Source organism: Streptomyces sp. NBC_00442, assembly GCF_036014195.1.
GTDB lineage: Bacteria > Actinomycetota > Actinomycetes > Streptomycetales > Streptomycetaceae > Streptomyces.
In genome coordinates this window covers 5308490-5330781 of the sequence record NZ_CP107918.1, presented here as the reverse complement: position 1 = coordinate 5330781, position 22292 = coordinate 5308490, and the positions used below count along the sequence as shown (strand labels likewise).

The 22292-nt window shown below is 72.3% G+C and carries 20 protein-coding genes; 9 read left to right on the top strand and 11 right to left on the bottom strand.

Annotated elements, in window-relative coordinates:
- Nucleotides 1–155: 155 nt before the first annotated feature.
- The 3 genes from OG432_RS23710 to OG432_RS23700 are packed head-to-tail and all read right to left on the bottom strand — an operon-like array spanning nucleotide 156 to nucleotide 3096.
- Nucleotides 156–1208 (bottom strand): DUF4097 family beta strand repeat-containing protein, encoded by a 1053-nt coding sequence (locus OG432_RS23710; RefSeq protein ID WP_328312964.1) that lies wholly within the window; start codon nucleotides 1206–1208, stop codon nucleotides 156–158.
- The gene (locus tag OG432_RS23705) at nucleotides 1205–1861 is read right to left on the bottom strand and encodes a response regulator transcription factor (protein ID WP_328312963.1); all 657 of its coding nucleotides are present in this window, start codon (nucleotides 1859–1861) and stop codon (nucleotides 1205–1207) included. The genes OG432_RS23710 and OG432_RS23705 overlap by 4 nt, the downstream gene beginning before the upstream one ends.
- Complete coding sequence (locus tag OG432_RS23700; protein WP_328312962.1) at nucleotides 1849–3096, bottom strand: sensor histidine kinase; 1248 nt, start codon at nucleotides 3094–3096, stop codon at nucleotides 1849–1851. The genes OG432_RS23705 and OG432_RS23700 overlap by 13 nt, the downstream gene beginning before the upstream one ends.
- 176 nt (nucleotides 3097–3272) lie before the next feature.
- Here OG432_RS23700 and OG432_RS23695 point away from each other — a divergent pair, with 176 nt between their 5' ends.
- Entirely contained in the window at nucleotides 3273–3704 is a 432-nt protein-coding gene (locus tag OG432_RS23695) for a hypothetical protein (protein WP_328312961.1), read from the top strand.
- A 491-nt stretch (nucleotides 3705–4195) separates the two neighbouring features.
- On the opposite strand, the gene OG432_RS23690 is transcribed toward OG432_RS23695, so the two are convergent.
- Nucleotides 4196–5578 (bottom strand): glycine--tRNA ligase, encoded by a 1383-nt coding sequence (locus OG432_RS23690; protein WP_328312960.1) that lies wholly within the window; start codon nucleotides 5576–5578, stop codon nucleotides 4196–4198.
- A gap of 188 nt (nucleotides 5579–5766) precedes the next feature.
- On the opposite strand from OG432_RS23690, the gene OG432_RS23685 reads away from it, so the two are divergent.
- Genes OG432_RS23685 through OG432_RS23670 form a run of 4 tightly spaced genes read left to right on the top strand, consistent with a single transcriptional unit; the run spans nucleotide 5767 to nucleotide 9042 of the window.
- On the top strand, nucleotides 5767–6798 hold the full coding sequence (locus OG432_RS23685) for a metal ABC transporter substrate-binding protein (RefSeq protein WP_328312959.1): 1032 nt from the start codon (nucleotides 5767–5769) through the stop codon (nucleotides 6796–6798).
- A gap of 32 nt (nucleotides 6799–6830) precedes the next feature.
- Entirely contained in the window at nucleotides 6831–7589 is a 759-nt protein-coding gene (locus tag OG432_RS23680; protein ID WP_328312958.1) for a metal ABC transporter ATP-binding protein, read from the top strand.
- Between the two features lie 5 nt (nucleotides 7590–7594).
- Entirely contained in the window at nucleotides 7595–8545 is a 951-nt protein-coding gene (locus tag OG432_RS23675; protein ID WP_328315216.1) for a metal ABC transporter permease, read from the top strand.
- A gap of 59 nt (nucleotides 8546–8604) precedes the next feature.
- A complete protein-coding gene (locus tag OG432_RS23670) occupies nucleotides 8605–9042 on the top strand; it encodes a Fur family transcriptional regulator (RefSeq protein ID WP_328312957.1) in 438 nt (145 codons plus the stop codon).
- A gap of 323 nt (nucleotides 9043–9365) precedes the next feature.
- On the opposite strand, the gene OG432_RS23665 is transcribed toward OG432_RS23670, so the two are convergent.
- Nucleotides 9366–10214 (bottom strand): isoprenyl transferase, encoded by an 849-nt coding sequence (locus OG432_RS23665; protein WP_328312956.1) that lies wholly within the window; start codon nucleotides 10212–10214, stop codon nucleotides 9366–9368.
- A 92-nt stretch (nucleotides 10215–10306) separates the two neighbouring features.
- The gene (recO, locus tag OG432_RS23660; protein WP_328312955.1) at nucleotides 10307–11056 is read right to left on the bottom strand and encodes a DNA repair protein RecO; all 750 of its coding nucleotides are present in this window, start codon (nucleotides 11054–11056) and stop codon (nucleotides 10307–10309) included.
- Nucleotides 11057–11331: 275 nt separating this feature from the next.
- Here recO and OG432_RS23655 point away from each other — a divergent pair, with 275 nt between their 5' ends.
- On the top strand, nucleotides 11332–12039 hold the full coding sequence (locus OG432_RS23655) for a hypothetical protein (protein ID WP_328312954.1): 708 nt from the start codon (nucleotides 11332–11334) through the stop codon (nucleotides 12037–12039).
- 92 nt (nucleotides 12040–12131) lie between these two features.
- On the opposite strand, the gene OG432_RS23650 is transcribed toward OG432_RS23655, so the two are convergent.
- The 5 genes from OG432_RS23650 to leuA form a co-directional block, all read right to left on the bottom strand.
- Entirely contained in the window at nucleotides 12132–12818 is a 687-nt protein-coding gene (locus OG432_RS23650) for a response regulator transcription factor (protein ID WP_328312953.1), read from the bottom strand.
- On the bottom strand, nucleotides 12815–14038 hold the full coding sequence (locus OG432_RS23645; RefSeq protein ID WP_328312952.1) for a sensor histidine kinase: 1224 nt from the start codon (nucleotides 14036–14038) through the stop codon (nucleotides 12815–12817). Before OG432_RS23645 ends, OG432_RS23650 begins: the two co-directional genes overlap by 4 nt.
- Nucleotides 14039–14091: 53 nt before the next feature.
- On the bottom strand, nucleotides 14092–16266 hold the full coding sequence (locus OG432_RS23640) for an MMPL family transporter (RefSeq protein WP_328312951.1): 2175 nt from the start codon (nucleotides 16264–16266) through the stop codon (nucleotides 14092–14094).
- A gap of 291 nt (nucleotides 16267–16557) precedes the next feature.
- Nucleotides 16558–17298, bottom strand: a complete 741-nt coding sequence (locus OG432_RS23635) for a TerB family tellurite resistance protein (RefSeq protein WP_443058439.1) — start codon at nucleotides 17296–17298, stop codon at nucleotides 16558–16560.
- A 437-nt stretch (nucleotides 17299–17735) separates the two neighbouring features.
- Complete coding sequence (gene leuA / locus OG432_RS23630) at nucleotides 17736–19493, bottom strand: 2-isopropylmalate synthase (RefSeq protein WP_328312950.1); 1758 nt, start codon at nucleotides 19491–19493, stop codon at nucleotides 17736–17738.
- A gap of 361 nt (nucleotides 19494–19854) precedes the next feature.
- Here leuA and OG432_RS23625 point away from each other — a divergent pair, with 361 nt between their 5' ends.
- The 3 genes from OG432_RS23625 to OG432_RS23615 all read left to right on the top strand — a co-directional run bounded on the left by OG432_RS23625 (nucleotide 19855) and on the right by OG432_RS23615 (nucleotide 22140).
- A complete protein-coding gene (locus OG432_RS23625) occupies nucleotides 19855–20922 on the top strand; it encodes a M4 family metallopeptidase (RefSeq protein ID WP_328312949.1) in 1068 nt (355 codons plus the stop codon).
- A gap of 46 nt (nucleotides 20923–20968) precedes the next feature.
- Nucleotides 20969–21235, top strand: a complete 267-nt coding sequence (locus OG432_RS23620) for a protealysin inhibitor emfourin (protein ID WP_328312948.1) — start codon at nucleotides 20969–20971, stop codon at nucleotides 21233–21235.
- 74 nt (nucleotides 21236–21309) lie between these two features.
- Entirely contained in the window at nucleotides 21310–22140 is an 831-nt protein-coding gene (locus tag OG432_RS23615) for a GNAT family N-acetyltransferase (protein ID WP_328312947.1), read from the top strand.
- Nucleotides 22141–22292: the final 152 nt, after the last annotated feature.

Here is a 22292-nt window from a genome sequence, read left to right as displayed (position 1 = left end):
GTGCGGGCTCTGTCGTGTGGGCCCCTGTAGTGCGAGCCGCCGTCGTGCGGACTCCCGTCGTGCCGGCCCCCGTCGTGCGGGCTACCGGTTGTGTGGGCTACCGGTTGTGCCTCGTCGGCAGCGGTGTCAGTGGCCGGCCGCTTGGCAACCCGGGGTCAGAAGCCGGGGTGGCCGACGTTGACCGATCCGGAGCCGCTGGAGATGTCGAGGATGCGGTCGGAGTCGTGGTCGACCACGCCTTGCTGGATGCTGCGGCCGCCGGAGCCGGAGGATCCGGTGACGCGGTAGCGGGCGCCTTCGGGCACGGTGACGTCGACGCTGCCGGAGCCGGTCTTCGCCTTGACGTGCTGGGGCGGGGCGGCGAAGTCGGCGTCGATGGCCCCGGAGCCGGTCGTCAACGACACGTCGGGGGAGGCGAGTTGGTCGGCCTGGAGTTCGCCGGATGCGACCTTCGCCGTGACCGGTCCCTTGAGTGCGTACAGCTTCATGCCGCCGGATCCGCCGTGCAGGTCGACCGGGCCGGTCAGGTCGCGGACCTTGATCTCACCGGAGCCGCTGTGCACGGTGAGGCTGACCCCGGCGGGCACGGCGAGGTTCAGGTCGACCTGGCAGTTCTGCAGGAACTGGTCGACGAAGCCGACGCAGCGGGTCTTCACCTTGAGGGTGTCGCCGTCCCAGGTCTGCTCGATCTTGGGCCGTTTCATCGACCAGGTGAGGCTGCCGTGCACGGTGACGTGTCGGGCGGGGCCGCTGGTGATGGTGATCTGTGCGGCTCCGGCGTCCACTTCGACGGCGTTGACGGTGTGGGCGCGGCCGTTGTCGGGGCTCGCGTAGGGCTGCGTGTCGCTGATGGCGTCGGCCACGGTCCAGAAGGTGAACGGTGCCACGACGAACAGGGCGCCGGCGAACGCCGCGATGATCCATGCGGTGCGGCGGCGCGGCCGCTCCCGCGTCGGCGCGGTCGCCTTCGCCGCCCCGGCTCCTCGCGCCGTCCCTGCCTCCCTCGGCGCCCCGGCGCTCCTCGCGTCCCGCGTCTCCTCGTGCGCCGGAGGCGGTACGCGTGGGGGCTCGGTCGGGGGCGCGGGCCGGCTCGGGTGGTTCGGCGGGCTCGGGTGGTTCGGCGGGCTCGGGTGGTTCGGCGGGGTCGGGTGGTTCGGCGGGGTCGGGTGGTTCGGCGGGGTCGGGTGGTTCGGCGGGGTCGGCTTCACGCGGGGCCGCCGTCGAGGAAGCGGAGGACGGCGAGGACGCGGCGGTGGTCGCCGTCGGCGACGGGCAGGTCGAGTTTGGCGAAGATGTTGTTGATGTGTTTGGCCACGGCGCTTTCGCTGACGACGAGTTGGCCGGCGATCCCGGCGTTGGAGCGGCCTTCCGCCATGAGGGCGAGGACCTCGCGTTCGCGGGGGGTGAGGCGTTCGAGCGGGTCGGGTCCGCCTCCTCGGCGCAGCAGGAGCTGGGCGACGACCTGGGGGTCGAGGGCGGTGCCGCCGGCGGCGACGCGCTTGAGGGCGTCGATGAATTCCTCGACGTCGGCGACGCGTTGCTTGAGGAGGTAGCCGATACCGCCGCTCTGGGTGGCGAGCAGGTCGGCCGCGTAGCGCTCCTCGACGTACTGCGAGAGGAGCAACACGGCTGTGCCGGGCCATTGTTGACGGATCATCAGGGCGGCGCGTACGCCTTCGTCGGTGAATCCGGGTGGCATGCGGACGTCGACGAGGGCGAGGTCGGGCCGGTGGGTTTCGACGGCCGTGAGCAGGCTCTCGGCGTCGCCGGTCTCGGCGGCGACGTCGAATCCGGCCATGTCGAGGACTTTGACGAGGCCTATCCGCAGCAGTACCGAGTCTTCGGCGATCACAGCCCGCACGGCAGCTCCACAGTGATGGTGGTCGGACCCCCGTGGGGGCTGTTGATGGTGAGGGTTCCGTCGACCGACCCTACGCGCTTGTGCAGGCCGAGCAGTCCGGTGCCGCGGGCGGGGTCGGCGCCGCCGATGCCGTTGTCGCCGACGGTGATCGTCAGGAGGGCGGCGTGGCGGCGGACGTGGACCGAACAGCGGGTCGCGCGGGCGTGTTTGGCGATGTTGGCGAGGGTTTCGGAGACGACGAAGTAGGCGACGGCCTCCACGGTGGGCGAGGGCCGTCGGGGCAGGTCCACGGTGAGGTCGACGGGGAAGGGGGCGCGGGCGGCGATGCCGGAGATGGCGGCGTCGAGGCCGCGGTCCTCCAGGACGGCGGGGTGCAGTCCCCGTACGAGGTTGCTGAGTTCTTCGATGGCTTCCTTGGCCTCGCGGTGGGCTTCGTCGATGACGGCGCGGGCTTCGGGCGGCAGGTCGGTGAGGGTGGCGCGGGCGATGCCGAGGTTCATGGCGAGGGAGACCAGGCGCTGTTGGGCGCCGTCGTGGAGGTCGCGTTCGATGCGGCGGCGTTCGAGGTCGGCGGCGTCGAGGATGTCGGCGCGGCTCTCGGCGAGGTTCTCGACGCGGCGTTCCAGTTCCTTGGCGCGGTTGGGGCCGAGCAGGATGGTGGCGGCGTGGTTGTCGAGGCGGGCGATCAGGGCCGCGAGCCAGGGCGTTGCGATGAGGAGGAGGACGCCGAGGACGGTGAGGGCGGTGTACTCCTCGGTCCAGCCCGCGGGCCGGTACTGCGCGGGCAGCGCCCAGGCCCAGGCGAAGACGAGGGCGCAGCCGGCGCCGAAGGCCCAGCCGAGGACGACGACGGCGCCGCCGAGCGCGGTGAGCGGGGAGACGAGCAGGTGGTAGCCGTACTGCCGCCAGGTCGACTCGGCGCGCAGGCGCGGGAGCAGTCCGAGGGGGTGGTACCAGCGGTGCGTCCAGCGGATCTTCGGGATGTCGAGGCCGGTCAGTGACCAGAGGCGGCTGCGCTGGAGTGAGGTGAGCAGCGGGCGCAGCAGGAGGACGAATCCGAGGGTCTTGAGGAGGTGCCCGGGGTTGGAGAACGTGTAGGCGAGGGCGAGCGCCGCGGGGACCGCCACGGGTATGGACGCCGCCACGAGGGCGGTGTTGCGCCAGGCCCACGCGGACCACGGCGCGTGTGCGGCGCTCCAGTGGTACGCGCGCCGCAGCGGGCCGGGAGTTGCCATGCGCACAGGGTAGTTGGGCTGGTCAGGAGGGTTCCATCATGGTGGTGCCCGGCTGGGGGTGTAGCCAGCACCACCTTGGGTTCGGACAGCCGCGTTACTGACCGGGGCGGCGCGGCGGGGAAGTCTGGTGCTGTGCTCGGGCGGAGGGACCGCCGGGCCGGAAGGAGCCCGGCGCCATGACTCTCGTCGCCCCGCAGACCCGTAGGAGCCGGCCGGTGTCCAGTGTCGGGGGCGTGTGGGGCATACGGCGCCGGCCGCGGTTGGCGACCGTGCTGACCGGGGCGGGGCTGGCGCTCGTGCCGTGGATGGTGGTGCTGGCGAGGACGCTTCCGCAGTCGACGGAGGTGTCCAACTGGTCGACGGCGTGGGTGGGTCTGGACGCGCTGCTCGCGGCGGGTCTTACGGGTACGGGTGTGCTGCTGCGGCGCGACGATCCGCGTGCGGCGCAGGTCGCTGCCGCGACGGCGGCGGTTCTGCTGGTGGACGTGTGGTTCGACGTGACGACGGCGGCGCCGGGTGGGGAGCTTGCGACGGCTCTGGCGTTGGCGGTGGCGGTGGAGTTGCCGATGGCGGCGGTGTGCGCGCGGGTCGCCCTGCGCACCCGCTGACGGCGTCCGGCGCCGGTGCCGCCCAGGGGCGGGCCGTGGCCGTGCGCGGCTCCGCCACGGCGGGCGCGACCGCTCGGCACCGGGCGCCCTGCAAGGGGCGGGGGGCTGTAGCACCGCGTGTCTCCGCCACGGCGGGCGCGACCTGCGACTCCGGGTGCCCTCCAAGGGGCGCGGGGAACTGCGCGACCAGCCACGTACGGTCCGCAGTCGGAAGCCGGGGCCCTGGGACTTCGCCCCAGACCCCGGGGGTTCGCCCCACCCCGCCCCTTTCCGCAACCCTCCGTGGGTGAAAAGGATCCTGGGGCTTCGCCCCGGACCCCGTTCGCGCCTCAAGGGCGCTCGTCGTTAGCGCCTGAAGGGCGCTCGTCCTCAGACGCCGGACAGGCTGGGTATGCCGCCCGGGGCCGGAAGGGGACCCCCGGGCCCCGCCCCGACGGGCCACGAGGGCCCGGGGCGGAGTCCCGGGGGTGGGGTTCCCAGGGGGCCGGGGGTCAGCAGCCGAGGAGGCGGGTGGCGAGGTACTGCTGGATCTGGTCCAGCGAGACCCGCTCCTGCGCCATCGTGTCCCGCTCGCGCACCGTCACCGCGTTGTCGTCGAGCGTGTCGAAGTCGACGGTGACACAGAACGGCGTACCGATCTCGTCCTGGCGACGGTAGCGGCGCCCGATCGCACCGGCGTCGTCGAACTCGATGTTCCAGTTCTGCCGCAGGTCCGCCGCGAGGCCCTTCGCCTTCGGGGAGAGCTGGGGGTTTCGGGACAGCGGCAGGACGGCGACCTTGACCGGCGCGAGGCGCGGGTCGAGGCGCATCACGGCGCGCTTTTCCATGACGCCCTTGGCGTTGGGCGCCTCGTCCTCGTTGTAGGCGTCGAGGAGGAAGGCGAGCATGGCGCGGCCGACACCGGCGGCGGGCTCGATGACGTACGGGGTCCAGCGCTCGCCGGCTTCCTGGTCGAAGTAGACCAGGTCGTGGCCGGAGGCCTTGGAGTGGGCGGTGAGGTCGTAGTCGGTGCGGTTGGCGACGCCCTCGAGCTCGCCCCACTCGCTGCCGCCGAAGCTGAAGCGGTACTCGATGTCGGCGGTGCGCTTGGAGTAGTGGGAGAGCTTCTCCGCGGGGTGCTCGTACCAGCGCATGTTCTCTTCACGCAGGCCGAGACCGGTGTACCAGTTCCAGCGCTGCTCCATCCAGTATTCCTGCCACTGCTCGTCCTCGCCGGGCTTGACGAAGAACTCCATCTCCATCTGCTCGAACTCGCGGGTGCGGAAGATGAAGTTGCCGGGCGTGATCTCGTTGCGGAAGGACTTGCCCATCTGCGCGATGCCGAATGGCGGCTTCTTGCGGGAAGTCTGCTGGACCTGGCCGAAGTTGGTGAAGATGCCCTGGGCGGTCTCGGGGCGCAGGTAGGCGACCGAGGCGGTGTCCTGGGTGGGGCCGAGGTGGGTGGAGAGCAGGCCGGAGAAGCTCTTGGGCTCGGTGAAGGTGCCCTTGTTGCCGCAGTTGGGGCAGTTGAGGTCGGCGAGGCCGCCCGCGGGGGCCTTGCCGTGCTTCTCCTCGTACGCCTCTTCGAGGTGGTCCGCGCGGAAACGCTTGTGGCAGGAGGTGCACTCGGTGAGCGGGTCGGTGAAGGTGGCGACGTGGCCGGAGGCCTCCCACACTTCGGAGGCCAGGATCACCGACGAGTCGATGCCGACGACGTCCTCACGCGAGGTGACCATGTAGCGCCACCACTGGCGCTTCAGGTTCTCCTTCAGCTCGACACCCAGCGGCCCGTAGTCCCAGGCGGCACGCTGACCACCGTAGATCTCGCTGCACGGGTAGACGAAGCCACGGCGCTTGCTCAGGTTGACGATGGTGTCGATCTTGTCGGCGGCCACGGTGCTCTCTTCATTAACGACGACGTGAACGGGGGAACGGCGAATGCCTCAGATTAGCGGCGGCCGCACCCCCTCTATCAAATCGGTTGCCGCGCGGGCCCTCGTGCGGGGGTCGGTCCGGGGTCGGCGCAGGGGCCACTCGTCCTGATTATTGACAACCGTTTCCATCTTTGTTGAAAATGGATGTCATGAACGTACGCCGCCTCATACCTACGGCCGCCCTCTCCTGCGCCGCCCTCCTCGGCCTCACCGCCCTCTCGGCCTGCGGTGCGGACGGCGCCGGCGGCGGCCGCAAGGACGGCAGGCTGGACGTGGTGGCGTCGTTCTACCCGCTGCAGTTCCTGACCGAGCAGATAGGCGGGGACCACGTCGCGGTCACCGCCCTGACCAAGCCCGGCGTGGAACCGCACGACCTGGAGCTCAGGGCCCGCCAGATCGTGAAGCTCAACGACGCCGACGCGGTCGTCTACCTCAAGGGCCTCCAGCCCGCCGTGGACAAGGCGGTCGAACAGGCCGACGTCAAGACGAAGGTCGACGCCTCGACGCTCACCTCGATGGAGAAGCACGGCAACGAAGTGGGCGGCCACGCCGCGGCCCACGACCACGCCGCCGCCGGGGACACCGCTGCCGGGGACACCGCCGGGGCCGGAGAGGACCACGGCGACCACGGCCACAGCCACTCCGAGGCCGGCGACGACCCGCACATCTGGCTCGACCCGGTCAAGTACGCCGAGGTCGCCAAGGGCGTCGGCGCCGCACTGGCGAAGGCCGACCCGGCGCACGCCGCGGACTACCGCAAGAACACCGACACCCTGGTGGGCAGGCTCGGCGCCCTCGACAAGGAGTACGCGGCCGCCCTCAAGGACTCCACGACCCTCGCCTCCCGCGTCTTCATCACCACCCACGCCGCCTTCGGCTACCTCGCCGAGCGCTACGGGCTGACCGAAGAGGCCATCAACGGCCTCGACCCGGACTCCGAGCCCAGCCCGGCACGGATCAAGGACCTCCAGAGGATGGCGAAGGCCGACGGCGTGACGACCGTCTTCTACGAGACGCTGGTCAGCGACAAGACCGCCAAGACCCTGGCGTCGGACACCTCGCTCAAGACCGATGTGCTCGACCCCCTCGAAGGCATCACCGACCGCTCCAGGGGCACCGACTACTTCTCGGTGATGCGGTCCAACCTGACCGCCCTGACCACGGCGCTCACCGCCAAGTGACCACCCTCCCCACCGCTTTGGAGGCACCTGCCATGGCGCCCGTCATATCGCTCACCAAGGTGACCGCCGAACTCGGCTCGCGTCCCGTCCTGCGCGGCATCGACCTGGCCGTGGAGGCCGGCGAGGTCGTGGCACTGCTCGGCGCGAACGGCTCCGGCAAGTCCACCGCGATCCGCACCATCATCGGACAGGTGCCGCTCAGCGGCGGCTCCGTCGAGATCTTCGGCACCCCGCGCCGGCGCTTTCGCGCCTGGGGGCGGGTCGGCTACGTACCGCAGCGCACCACGGCCGCGGGCGGGGTGCCCGCCACGATCCGCGAGGTCGTCTCCACCGGCCGCCTCTCCCGGACCCGCTTCGGGATCCTGCGCAGGGCCGACCGCGAGGCCGTCGACCGGGCGATCGCGGCCGTGGGCCTCGCCGACCGCGCCAAGGACTCCGTGGACGCGCTCTCCGGCGGCCAGCACCAACGCGTCCTGATCGCACGGGCCCTGGCCGCCGAACCCGAACTGCTGATCATGGACGAGCCCATGGCGGGCGTAGACATCGAGAGCCAGGAGATCCTCGCGGCGACCCTGCGCCAACAGGTCGCCGCCGGCGCCTCGGTCCTGCTCGTCCTGCACGAGCTCGGTCCGCTGGAGCCGTTGATCGACCGGGCGGTGGTGCTGCGCGACGGCTGCGTCGTGCACGACGGCCCCCCGCCGAGGGCCGTTGGCCAGCACGCTCTGCCCGGCCACGACCACGTACATCCGCACACGGCCGCCGAGCCGGTACGCACGGGACTGCTGACCTGATCATGATGGAACTCCTCAACTCCCCGTTCATGCAAAGGTCGTTGTTCGCCGCGGCCCTCGTCGGCATCACGGCGCCCGCCGTCGGGATCTACCTGGTCCAGCGCCGCCAGGCCCTCATGGGCGACGGCATCGGCCATGTGGCGATGACCGGCGTCGGCCTGGGCTTCCTGCTCTCCACCTCACCGGTGTGGATGGCCACCCTCATCTCCGTGCTCGGCGCGGTCACCATGGAACTCATCCGCTGGTACGGCAAGACGCGCGGCGACATCGCCCTCGCGATGCTGTTCTACGGCGGCATGGCGGGCGGTGTCCTGTTCATCAACCTCGCGCCGGGCGGCTCCACCGCCAACCTCAACTCCTACCTCTTCGGGTCCCTCTCCACGGTCTCGCGGTCCGACGTCTGGGCCATCGGCCTCCTCGCGGCGTTCGTCCTCGCCGTGACGGTCGGCCTGCGCCGCCAGCTGTTCGCGCTCAGCCAGGACGAGGAGTTCGCACGGGTGACGGGTCTTCCGGTGCGCGCCCTCAACCTCCTGACGGCGGTCACGGCGGCCGTCACGGTCACGGTCGCGATGCGCGTCGTGGGCCTGCTCCTGGTCTCCGCGCTCATGGTGGTGCCGGTCGCGGCCGCCCAGCAGCTGTCCCGCAGCTTCGCCTGGACCTTCGCGATCGCGGTGGCCATCGGCGTGACGGTCACGCTGAGCGGAACGGTCGTCACGTACTACGAGGACGTGCCGCCCGGCGCCGTCATCGTCCTGTTCACCATCGCGATCTTCATCGTCCTGACCACGCTCGCCACCCCCCTGGCCAGGCGCCGGGCCCGGTCCAGGGCCGCCGCGCCGGCCGAGGGCGAATGCGGCCTCGACGTGCCCGCGGGCGTGCCCGCGGGCGTGCCCGCGGGCGTGCCCGCGGGCGTGCCCGCCCCGGCAAAGCCTCCGGCCGGCGAGGTCACGGCCTGAGCGGGAACTGGCACAATGGCCCGAGGAAGGTTTGTACGGGTCAAGGCTTGGAGGCACCTGTGACGACAGCGCCGCTCGGCGGGTCCAATACCGCCCCCGTACGAGGCCGGTCGACCCGGCAGCGTGCCGCGGTGGCGGCGGCGCTTGACGAGGTGGACGAATTCCGCAGCGCACAGGAACTGCACGACATGCTCAAGCACCGGGGTGACTCGGTGGGCCTGACCACCGTCTACCGCACGCTCCAGTCCCTCGCGGACGCGGGCGAGGTGGATGTGCTGCGCACCAGCGACGGCGAGTCGGTGTACCGCCGCTGCTCCTCCGGCGACCACCACCATCACCTGGTGTGCCGGGTGTGCGGCAAGGCGGTGGAGGTCGAGGGACCGGCGGTCGAGAAGTGGGCGGAGTCGATCGCGGCGCAGCACGGGTACGTGAATGTGGCGCACACGGTGGAGATCTTCGGCACGTGCGAGTCCTGCGCTGCCGCTCCAGCGCCCTAGCCCCCGACGCGTGCCCTGGGCCCCGCCCCAGACCCACGTTCCCTGGGGCCCGCCCCAGCCCCCTTGAGGCCCGGCGCTGCGCGCGCGGGCCTCTTCCCTTTGGCCCCGGGCCGCGGGGGCCGTTCGCGCAGTTCCCCGCGCCCCCAAAACCCGTTCTCGTCTGCGGACCGTGCCCGCTTCTCGCGCAGTTCCCCGCGCCCCTAGCGGCACTGGTGCGGGCCGGCATCGGGCATTTCAGCTTGTCCGGCGCTTGGGGACGAGCGCTCTTGAGGCGCGAACGGGGGTCTGGGGGCGGAGCCCCCGGGGGGCCGGGGGCCGGGGACTCACTGGCGGGGTAGGTCGCCGGATTTGTCCAGGGCGGCCAGCGCCTCGTTCGGGATGGCTCCGCCGAAGCGGCGGTCGCGGGAGGCGAATTCGAGGCAGGCGCGCCACAGGTCACGCCGGTCGAAGTCCGGCCACAGCACGTCCTGGAAGACCATCTCCGCGTAACTGGACTGCCAGATCAGGTAGTTGGAGGTGCGCTGCTCGCCGCTGGGGCGCAGGAACAGGTCGACGTCGGGCATGTCCGGGTAGTACAGGTACTTCGCGAAGGTCTTCTCGTTGACCTTCGACGGGTCGAGCTTGCCCGCGGCGACATCGCGCGCGATGGCCTGCGCGGCATCGGCGAGTTCGGCGCGGCCGCCGTAGTTGACGCAGAAGTACAGCGTCATCGCGTCGTTGTCGACGGTCTGTTCCTGGGCGACCTGGAGTTCCTGGACGACGGACTTCCACATCTTGGGCATGCGGCCCACCCAGCGGATGCGGATGCCGAGCTCGTTCATCTCGTCGCGGCGGCGCCGGATGACGTCGCGGTTGAAGTTCATCAGGAAGCGGACCTCTTCGGGCGAGCGCTTCCAGTTCTCGGTGGAGAAGGCGTACAGGGAGAGGTTCTTGACGCCCATCTCCAGGCAGCCCTTGAGGACGTCCAGGACGACGCCCTCGCCGACCTTGTGGCCCTCGGTGCGGGGCAGCCCGCGGTCCTTGGCCCAGCGGCCGTTGCCGTCCATGACGCAGGCGACGTGGTTCGGCACCAGCTCGGCCGGGATCTTCGGCGGCACCGCGCCCGAGGGGTGCGGCTCGGGGGTCTTGTAGTCGCGCCGTGACCGCCCGCCCAGGATTCCGCGTACTGCCATGTGGAGCTCTCTCCCTAGATGCTCTGGGTGCTGAATGCTGTAAGTGCTGTGGGTGCTGTGGGTGCTGTGGATGCTGTGGGTGCTGTGAACGTTCAGGTCTTCTCTACGTACCGCAGGGAGCGCAGGCCGCGCTCCAAGTGCCAGTGCAGGTAGGCCGATACGAGCCCGCTTCCCTCCCGCACATGCCTCGGCTCGCTCGCGTCCGCCGTCTCCCAGTCCCCCGTGAGCAGCGCGCTGAGCAGTCCGACGGCCTCCGCAGAGGGTACGACGCTGCCGGGGACGCGGCAGTCACCGCACACCACGCCGCCGCCCGCGACGGAGAAGAACCGGTTGGGTCCGTGGATGCCGCACTTCGCGCAGTCCTCGAAGCTCGGCGCGTAGCCGTTGACGGCGAGGGAACGCAGCAGGAAGGCGTCGAGGATGAGGTGGGGGGCGTGTTCGGCGCGGGCCAGGGTGCGCAGGCCGCCGACGAGCAGCAGGTACTGCTGGACGGCCGGCTCGCCCTCGTTGTCGGTGAACCGTTCGGCCGTCTCCAGCATGGCCGTGCCGGCGGTGTAGCGGGCGTAGTCGCTGACGATGCCGCCACCGTACGGAGCGATGGTCTCACTCTGGGTACACAGCGGCAGGCCGCGGCCGACGAGTTCGCTGCCGCGCGCGAAGAACTGCACGTCGACGTGGCTGAACGGTTCGAGACGCGCCCCGAACTTCGACTTGGTGCGCCGCACGCCGCGCGCCACGGCCCGCACGCGGCCGTGGTTGCGGGTGAGCAGCGTGATGATGCGGTCCGCCTCACCCAGCTTCTGGGTGCGCAGCACGATGCCGTCATCACGGAACAGACTCATGCGCCCATTGTCCTGCACGGGCGGCGCGCGCCGGGCGCGCCCCCTGGGGTCGAGTGCCGAGCGGCGTGGCAGGGATCACCTGGGATGGGGCGGGCCTTGTGGCTCAAGCGGGTTGGGGCGGCCCTGGGGCGCGGGGAGGGGCGGTTTCGGCGGCGCGCACAGGGCGATGGGGCACCATTGCGGCAGAGCAGGATCTGCAGGACCTCACCGATGCTCACCGATACGCACCGGTACTCACCGGTGGCTTCGCCCCCTGAACCCTGGACGGACCGGACATGCCGCTGCCCACGACCGGCCGCCGTGCTCGCGGTGCGGCCTGTGCGCTTGCCGTGCTGGCGCTCGCGGGATGCTCGGCGGGCGAGGGGGTGCGGGACGACGGTCCCGCGCCCACCCCGTCCACGTCGGTGACCCCTTCGCCGCTGTGGCCCGACCACACCGCCGCCGTGGCGCCCGCCAGGCCCGGCCAGGGTTTTCACGCGCGGGGCCCGGTGCCGGGCGTGGTCGTGCCGGGCGGGGATCTGACGCGGATCGACGGGGTGCGGCTGCTCGCCGCCGATCCCGGCACCGACCGTGCGGTGCAGAGCGGCCTCAAGGAGTGCCCGGACGGCCCGTCGTGCCGGCTGCGGCCGCCCGCGTACGCCGACCTGACGGGGGACGGCGAGCGTGAACTGGTCCTGGCCTACGACGACTTGGGTCGCACCATCTTGTGGGTCTACACCGCGGTGGGCGAGCGGGCGCATGCCGTTCTCGAGTACGCGGGGCGTCCCGGCATGAGCGCCGAGACGCTCGGCTCCGATCTGGTGGTCACCGAGCCCGCGGGCGGCCGTGACCGCCAGTCCGCGACCACGCTGCGCTGGAACGGCGCCGAGCTCGCCCCGCTGCCCGCCGCCGCCGATCCGGCGAAGGGCGCCGCCAAGACGCGGCCCTCGCAGGATTCCCTGATCGAGCCGGCCGACGGCACGCAGGAGCCGGGCCGGGGCTGAACCCCCTGGCCGGCGCCGGGACCGCCGCTCGCTCGTCACCGCCGGCCCCCGCGCCCCGGCGTCCCCGCCGGCCCCCGCGGCCCCCGCGCGCCTCACGCGCCCGGTGCGACGAGCCCCGATTCGTACGCCAGGATCACCAGCTGCGCCCGGTCGCGCACCCCGCACTTGCCCATGATGCGGCTCACATGGGTCTTCGCGGTGAGCGGGCTCAGGGCGAGGGTGTCGGCGATCTCCGTGTTGTTCAGGCCGCGGGCCACCAGGGTGAGGACTTCGCGTTCGCGCTCGGAGAGGGCGGTCACGGCCGCGGCGCCGCCGCCCGTCGCCGGGCGCGGGGCGCGCAGGACGCGGGCGATGAGGCTCGCCGTCGGGCCCGGGGAGAGCAGGGCGTCGCCGGCGGCCACCGTGCGGATGGCGTCGAGGAGTTCGGCGGGGCGGGTGTCCTTCACGAGGAATCCGCAGGCGCCGGCCCGTAGGGCCTCCAGGACGTTGTCGTCGGTGTCGTACGTGGTCAGGACGAGGACCTTCACCCCGGCGAGGTCTTCGTCGGCGGCGATCCGGCGGGTGGCCTCGATGCCGTCGGTGCCGGGCATCCGCAGGTCCATGACGACGACATCGGCCCGCGCCGTCCGGGCGAGGGCCACGGCCTGCGCACCGGTGCCGGCCTCGCCGACGACGGCCATGTCGGGTGCGGACTCGACGAGCATCGCGAAGGCGGAGCGCACGAGCGTCTGGTCGTCGGCGAGCAGGACCCGGATGGGTTCGCCGGGCGCGGTGGTCATGCGGTCGCCTCCAGGGGCTTGTCGTCCACGGGACGCGGTACGAGCGGAAGGTGCGCGGTGACCTGGAAGCCGCCGCCGGGGTGCGGTCCCGCCTCCAGGGTGCCGCCGACGCTGCGGGCGCGTTCGCGCATGCCGAGGATTCCGAACCCGGAGTCGGGGGCGGAGCCCGGACCGGCGGCGGGGGCCCGGACCGGGCCGTCGTCGGTGACGGTGACCCGCAGTGTCCGCCCGGCGGCCTCGACGCGGATCCGTGCGGTGGCGTCGGGCCCCGCGTGGCGTACCGCGTTGGTGAGGGACTCCTGGACGATGCGGTAGGCGGCGGCGGCGACGGCGGGCGGCACGCGCACCCCGTGGGTGTCGACGGAGAGCTCGGCCTTCGCGCTGCGGGCCAGGTCGGGCAGGCCGGTGAGGTCGGGCAGCGGTCCGTGTTCGTCGGCGCGCAGCACGGTCAGGGTGGTGCGCAGTTCGGCGCGGGCCTCGCGGCAGGTGTCGGCGATGGAGTCGAGTGCGGCCGCCACCGCCGCCCGGTCGAGGCGGTCGGGGGACGCGGTCAGGACGTGGGCGGCGACCGAGGTGCGCACGCCGATCAGGGTGATGCTGTGGGCGAGCAGGTCGTGCAGGTCGCGGGCGATGCGCAGGCGTTCCTCGGTGAGGTGGCGCTCGCTCTCGCGGGCGGCGGCGGCCCGCTGTTCGGCCACGTAGGCGCGGGAGTTGTGCACGGCGACGCCGAGGACGAGGGCCGCGACCAGCCATCCTGAGGTGCGGAACACGTCGAAGGCGCGGTGGACGCCGTTGACGGACATGCCGGCGATGGCGATGGCCACGACGCCGGCGCCGACGGTCGCGGTGCGGCGGACCGTGCCGGTCGCCGCGACCGTGTAGAGCGCGGCCATCGCGATCGGCATGGTCCCCATGTGGGCGTTGCCCAGGAGCTGGTACGGGGCGATACAGGCCACGATCACGGCGAGGACCGCCATCGGGTGCCTGCGCCGCCCCACCAGGGCGAGGGCGGCGCCCGTGAGCAGGGCCCAGCCGGTGGCGTCGGGGCGCAGGGCGGTGTCGGCGTAGGCGATGGCCGCGCCGAGCAGTGCGGCGCCGGCGGCGAGCGCGGCGTCGGCCCGCAGGGGGTGGGCGGCGAGGCCGGGGTCGCGGTGCAGCAGGTGCGTCAGCCGCTCCCCCGGTCGCGGGCCCCGGGTCGCCTCGCCGGTGGGTCGGTTCACGTCTGCCACCTTGCCATGGTCTCCCTCGGCTCCCTCAAGCTCCCTCGGCTCCCTCAGTGCGGCGTGCGGACCAGGGGCGGCGCCGGTTCGGTGGTGTGCGGGCTGCGCGCGAGCCGGCCCGGCCACCACACGGCGCGGCCGAGCAGCAGGTTGGCGCTGGTCACGAGGTAGGTGCGGACGAGGAAGGTGTCGAGGAGCACGCCGACGGCGATGATCGTGCCGAGTTCGACGAACATCACCAGGTGCAGCGAGGTGAGGACGGCGAACGTCGCGGCGAGGACCGTGCCGGCCGAGGCGATGACCCCGCCGGTGGTGCGCAGGGCGGTCAGTGCGGCGTCGCGTGGTGCGGCTCCGCTCAGGGCTTCCTCGCGGGTGCGGTGCATGAGGAAGATGCCGTAGTCCACGCCGAGGGCGACCAGGAAGACGAACGTCAGCAGGGGCAGTCCCGGGTCGAGGCCGGAGAAGCCGAGGAGGGGCCCGAAGACGAGGCCGCCGATGCCCAGGGCCGCTCCCCACACCAGGACGACGGCGGTGACGAGGAGCAGGGGTGCGACGAGGCTGCGCAGCAGCAGGGCGAGGACGAGCAGGACGCAGGCGAGGACGAGGGGGATGACGATCAGCCGGTCGCGGGCGTCGGTGTCGGCCAGGTCGAGGGCCTGGGCGCTGGCGCCGCCGACGTGCGCGCCGGTGAGGCGGTCCCTCAGCCGGGTGATGGTGGCGGTTTCGCCGGCCGATTCGGGCGCGTCCTTGGCGGTGACGGAGATCTCGGTCCAGCCACCGCCGCTGCGGCCGCGTTCGGCGCTCGCGACGCCTTCGACGGCGCGGGCGTCGGCGAGCGTGCGGTCGGCGCCCCCGGTGGGGGTCACGACCTGGATGGGGCGGCTGCTGCGGTCGGGGAAGGCGGTGGCGAGGGTGGTCATGGCGACGGCCGACTCGGGTGGGGCGGTGTAGCTGTCGTCCTGCTTGAGCGCGCCGGGCAGGTTGAACGCGCCGAGCGCGAGGGCGCCCAGGAGGACGACTCCGGTGAGCAGTACGGCGATGGGCCGTTTGGCGGCCGAGCTTCCCATCGCGGCGAACAGGTCCCGGCGGCGGCGTTCGGGTTCGCTTCCGTAGGCCGGGACGAGCGGCCAGAACACGCGTCGTCCGAGCAGGACCAGCAGCGCGGGCAGCAGGGTGAGCATCGCGGCGAGCGCGCAGAGCACGCCGATCGCGCCGACCGGGCCGAGTCCCCTGATGTTGTTGAGGTCGGCGGCGTACAGGCAGGCGAGGCCCGCCACGACCGTGCCGCAGGAGGCGAGCAGTGCCGGCCCGCAGCCGCGCAGGGCGGCGCGCATCGCGTCGTACGGCTGGGGGATGCGGTGGAGTTCGTCGCGATAGCGGGCAACGAGCAGCAGCGCGTAGTCGGTGCCGGCGCCGAACACGAGGACGGTCATGATGCCGGCGCTCTGGCTGGTCACGGTGATTCCGGTCCAGGTGGCGAGGGCGTAGACGCAGGCCCGTGCGCACACCGCGCCCGCCGCGACCGTGAGCAGCGGCACCAGCCACAGGACGGGGCTGCGGTAGGTCAGGATGAGCAGGAGTGCGACGACCAGGCCGGTGGCGATCATCAGCGTGCCGTCGAGGGAGCCGAAGATTCCGCGTGCGTCGACGGCGAGCGCGCCGTCGCCGCCGACGTGCACGGTCATGCCGTCGGTGCCGGTGGCGGCGGTGGTCCGCTGCCGCACGTCGTCGACGAGGGCCTTGCGGGCGTCGTCGTTCTTGGCGGGTGCGGCGGTGGAGAGGGCGTACATGAGGGTGGTGCCGTCCTTGGACGTGACGGCGGGGCCGTGCTGGACGGCCGCGAAGTCCTTGGGGTCCGTGGACCGGGCCAGTTCGGCGGGCGGTTTCACGGCGTCCGTGCCCGGCGCGACGGTGACCGAGGCGACCTGGCGGGCGGCGGTGGCCCGGTCGGCGGCGGTGAGGCCGCTGTCACGGTGGTAGACGAGTACGAGGCCGGTGATCTCCCCGCCGGGCAGCCGGTCCTGGACCGTGGCGACCTGGGTGGAGTCGGCGCCGGCCGGCAGGTAGTCGCCGGTCTGGTCCCGTTGGACGTCACCGAGCTTGCCGGCGAACGAGCCGGCGACGGCGAGCACGATCACCCACAGGGCGAGGATGCCCCAGGGAACTGCGCGTCGCCGCAGGGTAGTTGACGCCTTGGTGTCCGGTGGTACCGGTCGTGTCGACCCCATGGTGGGTCCCCCTCCGGCCGGGCCTCGGAAGGGCCCCTGTGGCCTGCCCGGCTGGTTCCAGCGTCCCGTCCGCGAGGGCGCGGTTCGTCCGGCCGGCGGCCGAGATCGCGTGTACGCCCGCGGGCGTCCGGTGCGCTGTCGTTACTCCCCGGGGAGTACGGCGGGGCCGCTCGGGAGTACCCGGCCGCGCCCACCCTCATCCTCGGCCTGCTCGCGGCGGGGGGTCCGGCGCCGCGAAGGGCCCGGGAGGAAAGCTCGTGAACCGGGGCGGCAGGCCGCCGGCCCGAGCCTTCAGGAGGGTGTGCGGGCCGCCGCGAGGAGGCGGGCGGTGTCGTCCGCGCAGAGCGAGAGGGCGCCGCCGACGGTGCTGAGGACCTCGCGTTCGGCCGGGCTGTACGGGCCGTCCGCGAGGGCGATGCGTGCGCCCTGGAGCAGGATCGACTCGCGGCCCGCGGGGGCGAGGTGGGGGGCGAGGGGTTCCAGCGCCTCGTGGAGTTCGATGGCGAGCGCGGCGCCGCAGGGGTCGGTGTCGTCGACCGGGTCGGCGAGGAAGCGGCCGGTGTCGGCGGCGAGGGCTTCGATGAGGGCGACGAGCTGGTCCTCCGTACAGTCCTCGAACCCGGCCGCTCTGACGGTGGCGACGGCGGTGCCGGTGACCGTACGGGACGAGGTGCCGCCCGCGGCGAGGACGGCGAGGGCGACGGTGTGCACGGCGTCGCGGAGCATCGCGGAGAAGCGGGTCGTGGTGGGGTGGTCCAGGGTCTCCGTGCCGAAGTGCCCGCGGCAGGCGGCGCATTCGACCACCGGGCCCGCGCTGCCGCGGGTCACGAGCGGAATACCGAGGACGGTGAGGCGCCTGCGGCCCGTGCGGCGCTGGTAGTTGCGGTCGCCGCCGCAGTCGGGGCAGAAGAACTCCCCGTCGCCGACGGTGTGCCACAGCGTGCGGGTGGACCAGAGCCGGGGGCACAGACGGGGGCCGGGGGCCGACCCGGTGCTCAGGTTCGTACCGTTATGTCCCTGTGCTGGCCGCACCGCGCACCTCCGTAACGCTCCGGCAACGTTGCCGCGTTGACGTGATGTTAGCCACATCCATGATGTTGCGTCAGCACCCCGGAAGAAGGAGAGCCCCCCGAATGGCGAAATCCCGACGCCGCCCGTCCCCCTCCCAGGGCCTCGCCCCGGACCCCGGGAGTCGCCCCCGCCCCGCCCCTTCCGGAAACCCTCCGGGGGAGGCCCCTGGGGCTCCGCCCCGGACCCCGTTCGCGCCTGAAGGGCGCTCGCCCTCGGTCTCCCCCCAGGCCTCGAGGGCCAGGGGGGGACCCCCCCCGAGGGCCAGGGGGGGACCCCCATGACGACCCCCATGACGGGCTAAAGATGCCCATACCGACCGGCACCGAGTGGCCAAGGCGCGCGGGGAACTGTGCGGTCGCTCCCCGCCGGGCCCGGGGTCGGAAGCCGAGCGGGGCGGATCAGCGTGCGGCGCGATTGACCGCCGAGATGACCGCCTTCAGCGACGCCCGCGTCGTATTCGCGTCAATGCCGATGCCCCACAGCACCGCCCCGTCGATCGCGCACTCGATGTACGACGCCGCCTGCGCGGACGCGCCCTCGCTCATCGTGTGCTCCTGGTAGTCCAGCAGTCGCGCGTCCACACCCGTCGCGGCCAGCGCCTCGAAGAAGGCCGAGATCGGACCGTTGCCGGTGCCGGTCAGGACCGTGTCGGCGCCGTCCACGACCGCTTCCACCGTCAGGGTGTCGCGACCGTCCGTGTCCGTCGTCGTCTGGCCCGAACGCAGCTGGATCCGGCCCCACGGGTTGTCGGGGTTGGGCAGGTACTCGTCCTGGAAGACCGACCAGATCGCGGCGGGGGTGACCTCGCCGCCCTCGGAGTCCGTCTTCTGCTGGATGATCTTCGAGAACTCGATCTGCATACGGCGCGGCAGGTCCAGCTTGTGGTCGTTCTTCAGGACGTAGGCGATGCCGCCCTTGCCGGACTGGGAGTTGACCCGGATGACGGCCTCGTAGGAGCGGCCGACGTCCTTGGGGTCGATGGGCAGGTAGGGGACGGCCCACTCGATGTCGTCGACGGTCTTGCCCGCCGCGGCCGCGTCCGCCTCCATCGCGTCGAAGCCCTTCTTGATGGCGTCCTGGTGGGAGCCGGAGAAGGCGGTGTAGACCAGGTCGCCCGCGTAGGGGTGGCGCGGGTGGACCTCCATCTGGTTGCAGTACTCCGAGGTGCGGCGGATCTCGTCGATCTGGGAGAAGTCGATCTGCGGGTCCACGCCCTGGCTGAACAGGTTCATGCCCAGGGTCACCAGGTCGACGTTGCCGGTGCGCTCGCCCTGGCCGAACAGGCAGCCCTCGATGCGGTCCGCACCGGCCATGATCGCCAGCTCGGCCGCCGCGACGGCGGTGCCGCGGTCGTTGTGGGGGTGCACGGACAGGCACACGTGCGCGCGCCGGGTCAGGTTGCGGCTCATCCACTCGAAGCGGTCCGCGTGCGTGGACGGGGTCGAACGCTCCACCGTGGCGGGCAGGTTGAGGATGATCTCGCGGCCCTCCTCGGGCTGCCAGACGTCGCACACCGCCTCGCAGACCTCCAGGGCGAAGTCCAGCTCGGTGTCCGTGAAGATCTCCGGGGAGTACTGGTAGCCGAAGATCGTCTCGTCGCCCAGGATCTTGTCGGCGTACTCCATGACCAGCCGTGTGCCGTCCACGGCGATCTGCTTGACCTGCTCCTTCGTGCCGCGGAAGACCACGCGGCGGAAGGTGGGGGCGGTCGCGTTGTACAGGTGGACGGTGGCGCGGTGGGCGCCGCGCAGGGACTCCACGGTGCGCTCGATCAGCTCTTCGCGGGCCTGGGTCAGGACGGAGATCGTCACGTCCTCGGGGATGGCGCCCTCTTCGATGATGGAGCGTACGAAGTTGAAGTCGGTCTCGCCGGACGAGGGGAAGCCGACCTCGATCTCCTTGTAGCCCATGCGCACCAGCAGGTCGAACATCTCGCGCTTGCGGGCCGGGCTCATGGGGTCGATCAGCGCCTGGTTGCCGTCGCGCAGGTCGGTCGACAGCCAGCGCGGGGCCCTGGTGATGCGGCCGTCGGGCCAGGTGCGGTCGGGGATGTCCACGGCGTCGTACTGGCCGTACTTGTGGATCGGCATCCCGGAGGGCTTCTGCATCCGGGTGGCGTTGGTGACGGGGGTCGGGCGACCGACGGGCTGAGACATGGCGTGCGGCTCCTCGAGGCAAAGGGAGGGACGGCCGACTGTCGAGCGCAACACCAGATCCCGCGGGGAGGGGGTCGGCCTACGACTACAGGCCCTCGCCGCGGCAGCTAAGAAGAAGCAGCCCGATACGCATGATGCCGCAGCCTAGCCGAGGCCCGACGCGAACGCCGGACGCGTATCAGTATGCGGGACGCATCCATCAAACCGGCCCAAACGTGACGAATGCCATGGCCACGGCTTCACGCGTCGCTGGCCTGCCGGGCCGCGCCGCGCAGTGGCCGGAACATGCGTAGAGAAAGCACGCTTCACAATCATGGCGACACGTAGTGACAGCGTCACGAGCCGGTGCCACATTTCCGGCATGGACGCCAGCACCCAGCAAGCCGTTTTCTGCGGCATCGTCCCGCCCCACGTCTTCGACCGGCTCATCGAGGCCGAGGACCCCGCGCTCGCGCGGCTCGCCCGTCGTACCTTCGTGGCGGACGCCGCCCGGCGCACCGAACGCCGGCTGACCACAGTCCTCGGCGCCGAGGCCCCGGGGGCGCCCGGGGACGGCGCGGCGGACCGGCCGAGCCGCACCGTCTACGACACCCAGCACTCCACCGACCTGCCCGGACATCAGGTACGGGCCGAGGGGGCGGAGCCCGTTCAGGACGCCACCGTGAACCGCGCGTACAACGGGCTCGGTGCGACGTTCGAGCTGTATCTCGCGGCGTACGGGCGCCATTCGATCGACGGGAACGGGATGCCGCTCGACGCGACCGTCCACTTCGACCACGGGTACAACAACGCCTTCTGGAACGGCACCCAGATGGTGTTCGGCGACGGGGACGGCCAGGTCTTCCTGGACTTCACGCTGCCCGTCGACGTGATCGGCCACGAGCTCACCCACGGTGTCACCCAGCACACCGCCAACCTCACCTACTTCGGCCAGCCGGGCGCCCTGAACGAGTCGATGTCGGACGTCTTCGGCTCGCTGGTCAAGCAGTACTCGCTCGGCCAGGACGCCCGGCAGGCCGACTGGCTGATCGGCGCGGGTCTGCTCGCGCCCGGCATCCACGGGGCGGCGCTGCGTTCCATGAAGGCGCCCGGCACCGCCTACGACGACCCGGTCCTCGGCACGGACCCGCAGCCCGCCACGATGGACCACTACGTCACGACGGGCCGCGACAACGGCGGGGTGCACATCAACTCCGGCATCCCCAACCACGCCTTCTACCTCGTCGCCGACGCGCTCGGCGGGAAGGCGTGGGAGCGCGCCGGGCAGATCTGGTACGACGTGCTCACCGGAGGACGGCTCGGCGCCCAGCCACTGTTCAAGGACTTCGCGAAGCTGACGGCGGCCGCGGCCAAGGACCGCTACGGCGCGGGCGCCGAGACCGATGCGGTCCTGAAGGCGTGGTCGCAGGTGGGTGTTCCGGCCTCCTGAGGCGTACGCGCTGACGCGGCGGGACCGGGACTGCTAGACAGAGCCCATGCGTATCCAGGTTTGTCGCTCAGGAGGGTTCGCCGGCATCGAGCGCCGGGCCGAGATCGACACCTCGGGCCGGTCCGACGCCGAGGCGTGGCGCGCGCTGGTGAAGGCGGCGCTCCACGAGGGCCACGCCGAACCGGTGGCCGGCGTTCCGGACGGCTTCCACTATGTGATCACCGTGGGCGCCAGGACGGTGCACTGCGCCGACCCGGATCTGACGGATGCTCAACGGGAGTTGATTTCAAGGGTGTTGAAGGAGGGGGCGTAGGACCGCGCGCACGCCGGTTCCGGCAGGCGGAAACGTGGGTGCGGTAGGGGTGTTGGCCTGCTTTGATGCGGACCATGAACCCGCCTTCCCCCGCCCCGGTCGACGCCCCGCTCGACGCGCTTGAGCGGTACTACGATGCCGTGCCCAGGAGTTCGGCCCGTGCCGAGGACTTCGGCGCACTGACGCTCTTCGTCAGGGAGGGCGCCGGATGGCCCTATTACGCGCGGCCCGCGCCGGGCCGTTCCGGGCCCGTGTCGGCCGCCGACGTGGACGCGGTGCGGGCCCGCCAGCGCGCCCTCGGCGCACCCGAGGCCTTCGAGTGGGTCGCCGAGGTGAGCCCGGGGCTGCGCGCGGCGGTCGAGGAGTCGGGGCTCACCGTGCACGAGCACCCGCTGATGGTCCTCGACCCCGGGGCGCCCGCGGCAGACCCCCATCCCCTGGTGCGCGTCCTGGACGCGTCCGATCCGCTGCTGCACGCGGCGCTCGTGGTGCCGCAGCTGGCGTTCGCCGCCCCCGGTACGGGAGTTGGCCCGGCGGGCAGGACCGAGCTGACCGCGGCCGTCACCGCGCACGCCGGTGACGGCCGGGCCGGGCAGGTCGCCGAGCGGATCCGCGCGGGCCGCACGGCGGTGGCGGCCGCGTTCGAGGACGGCCTGCCGCTCTGTTCCGGCATGCACAATCCGGTGGGGCGGGTCACCGAGATCGTGGCGGTGGGCACCCTGCCCGCGGCGCGCCGGCGCGGGCTCGCGCGGGCGGTGACCGCGGCGCTGATCGCGCACGCGCGGGCCGCGGGGGTGACGACGGTGTTCCTGTCGGCGGGCGACGCGGATGTGGCCCGGATGTACGCGACCCTGGGCTTCCGCCCGGTCGGCACCGCCCTGATCGCCGAACCGGCCTCCGAATGAGGCGAGTTGGCGCGCCGAACGACCCGTCGGCCGATGCCGGTCGGGCCGCCGTGACGCCGAACGGCACGCCGTCCGCTGTCGGTTGAGCCGCCCCGACGGGCCGCCGCCCGCCACCCGCGAGGCCGCCGGCCCGACAGCGGCCCGCAGCCCTT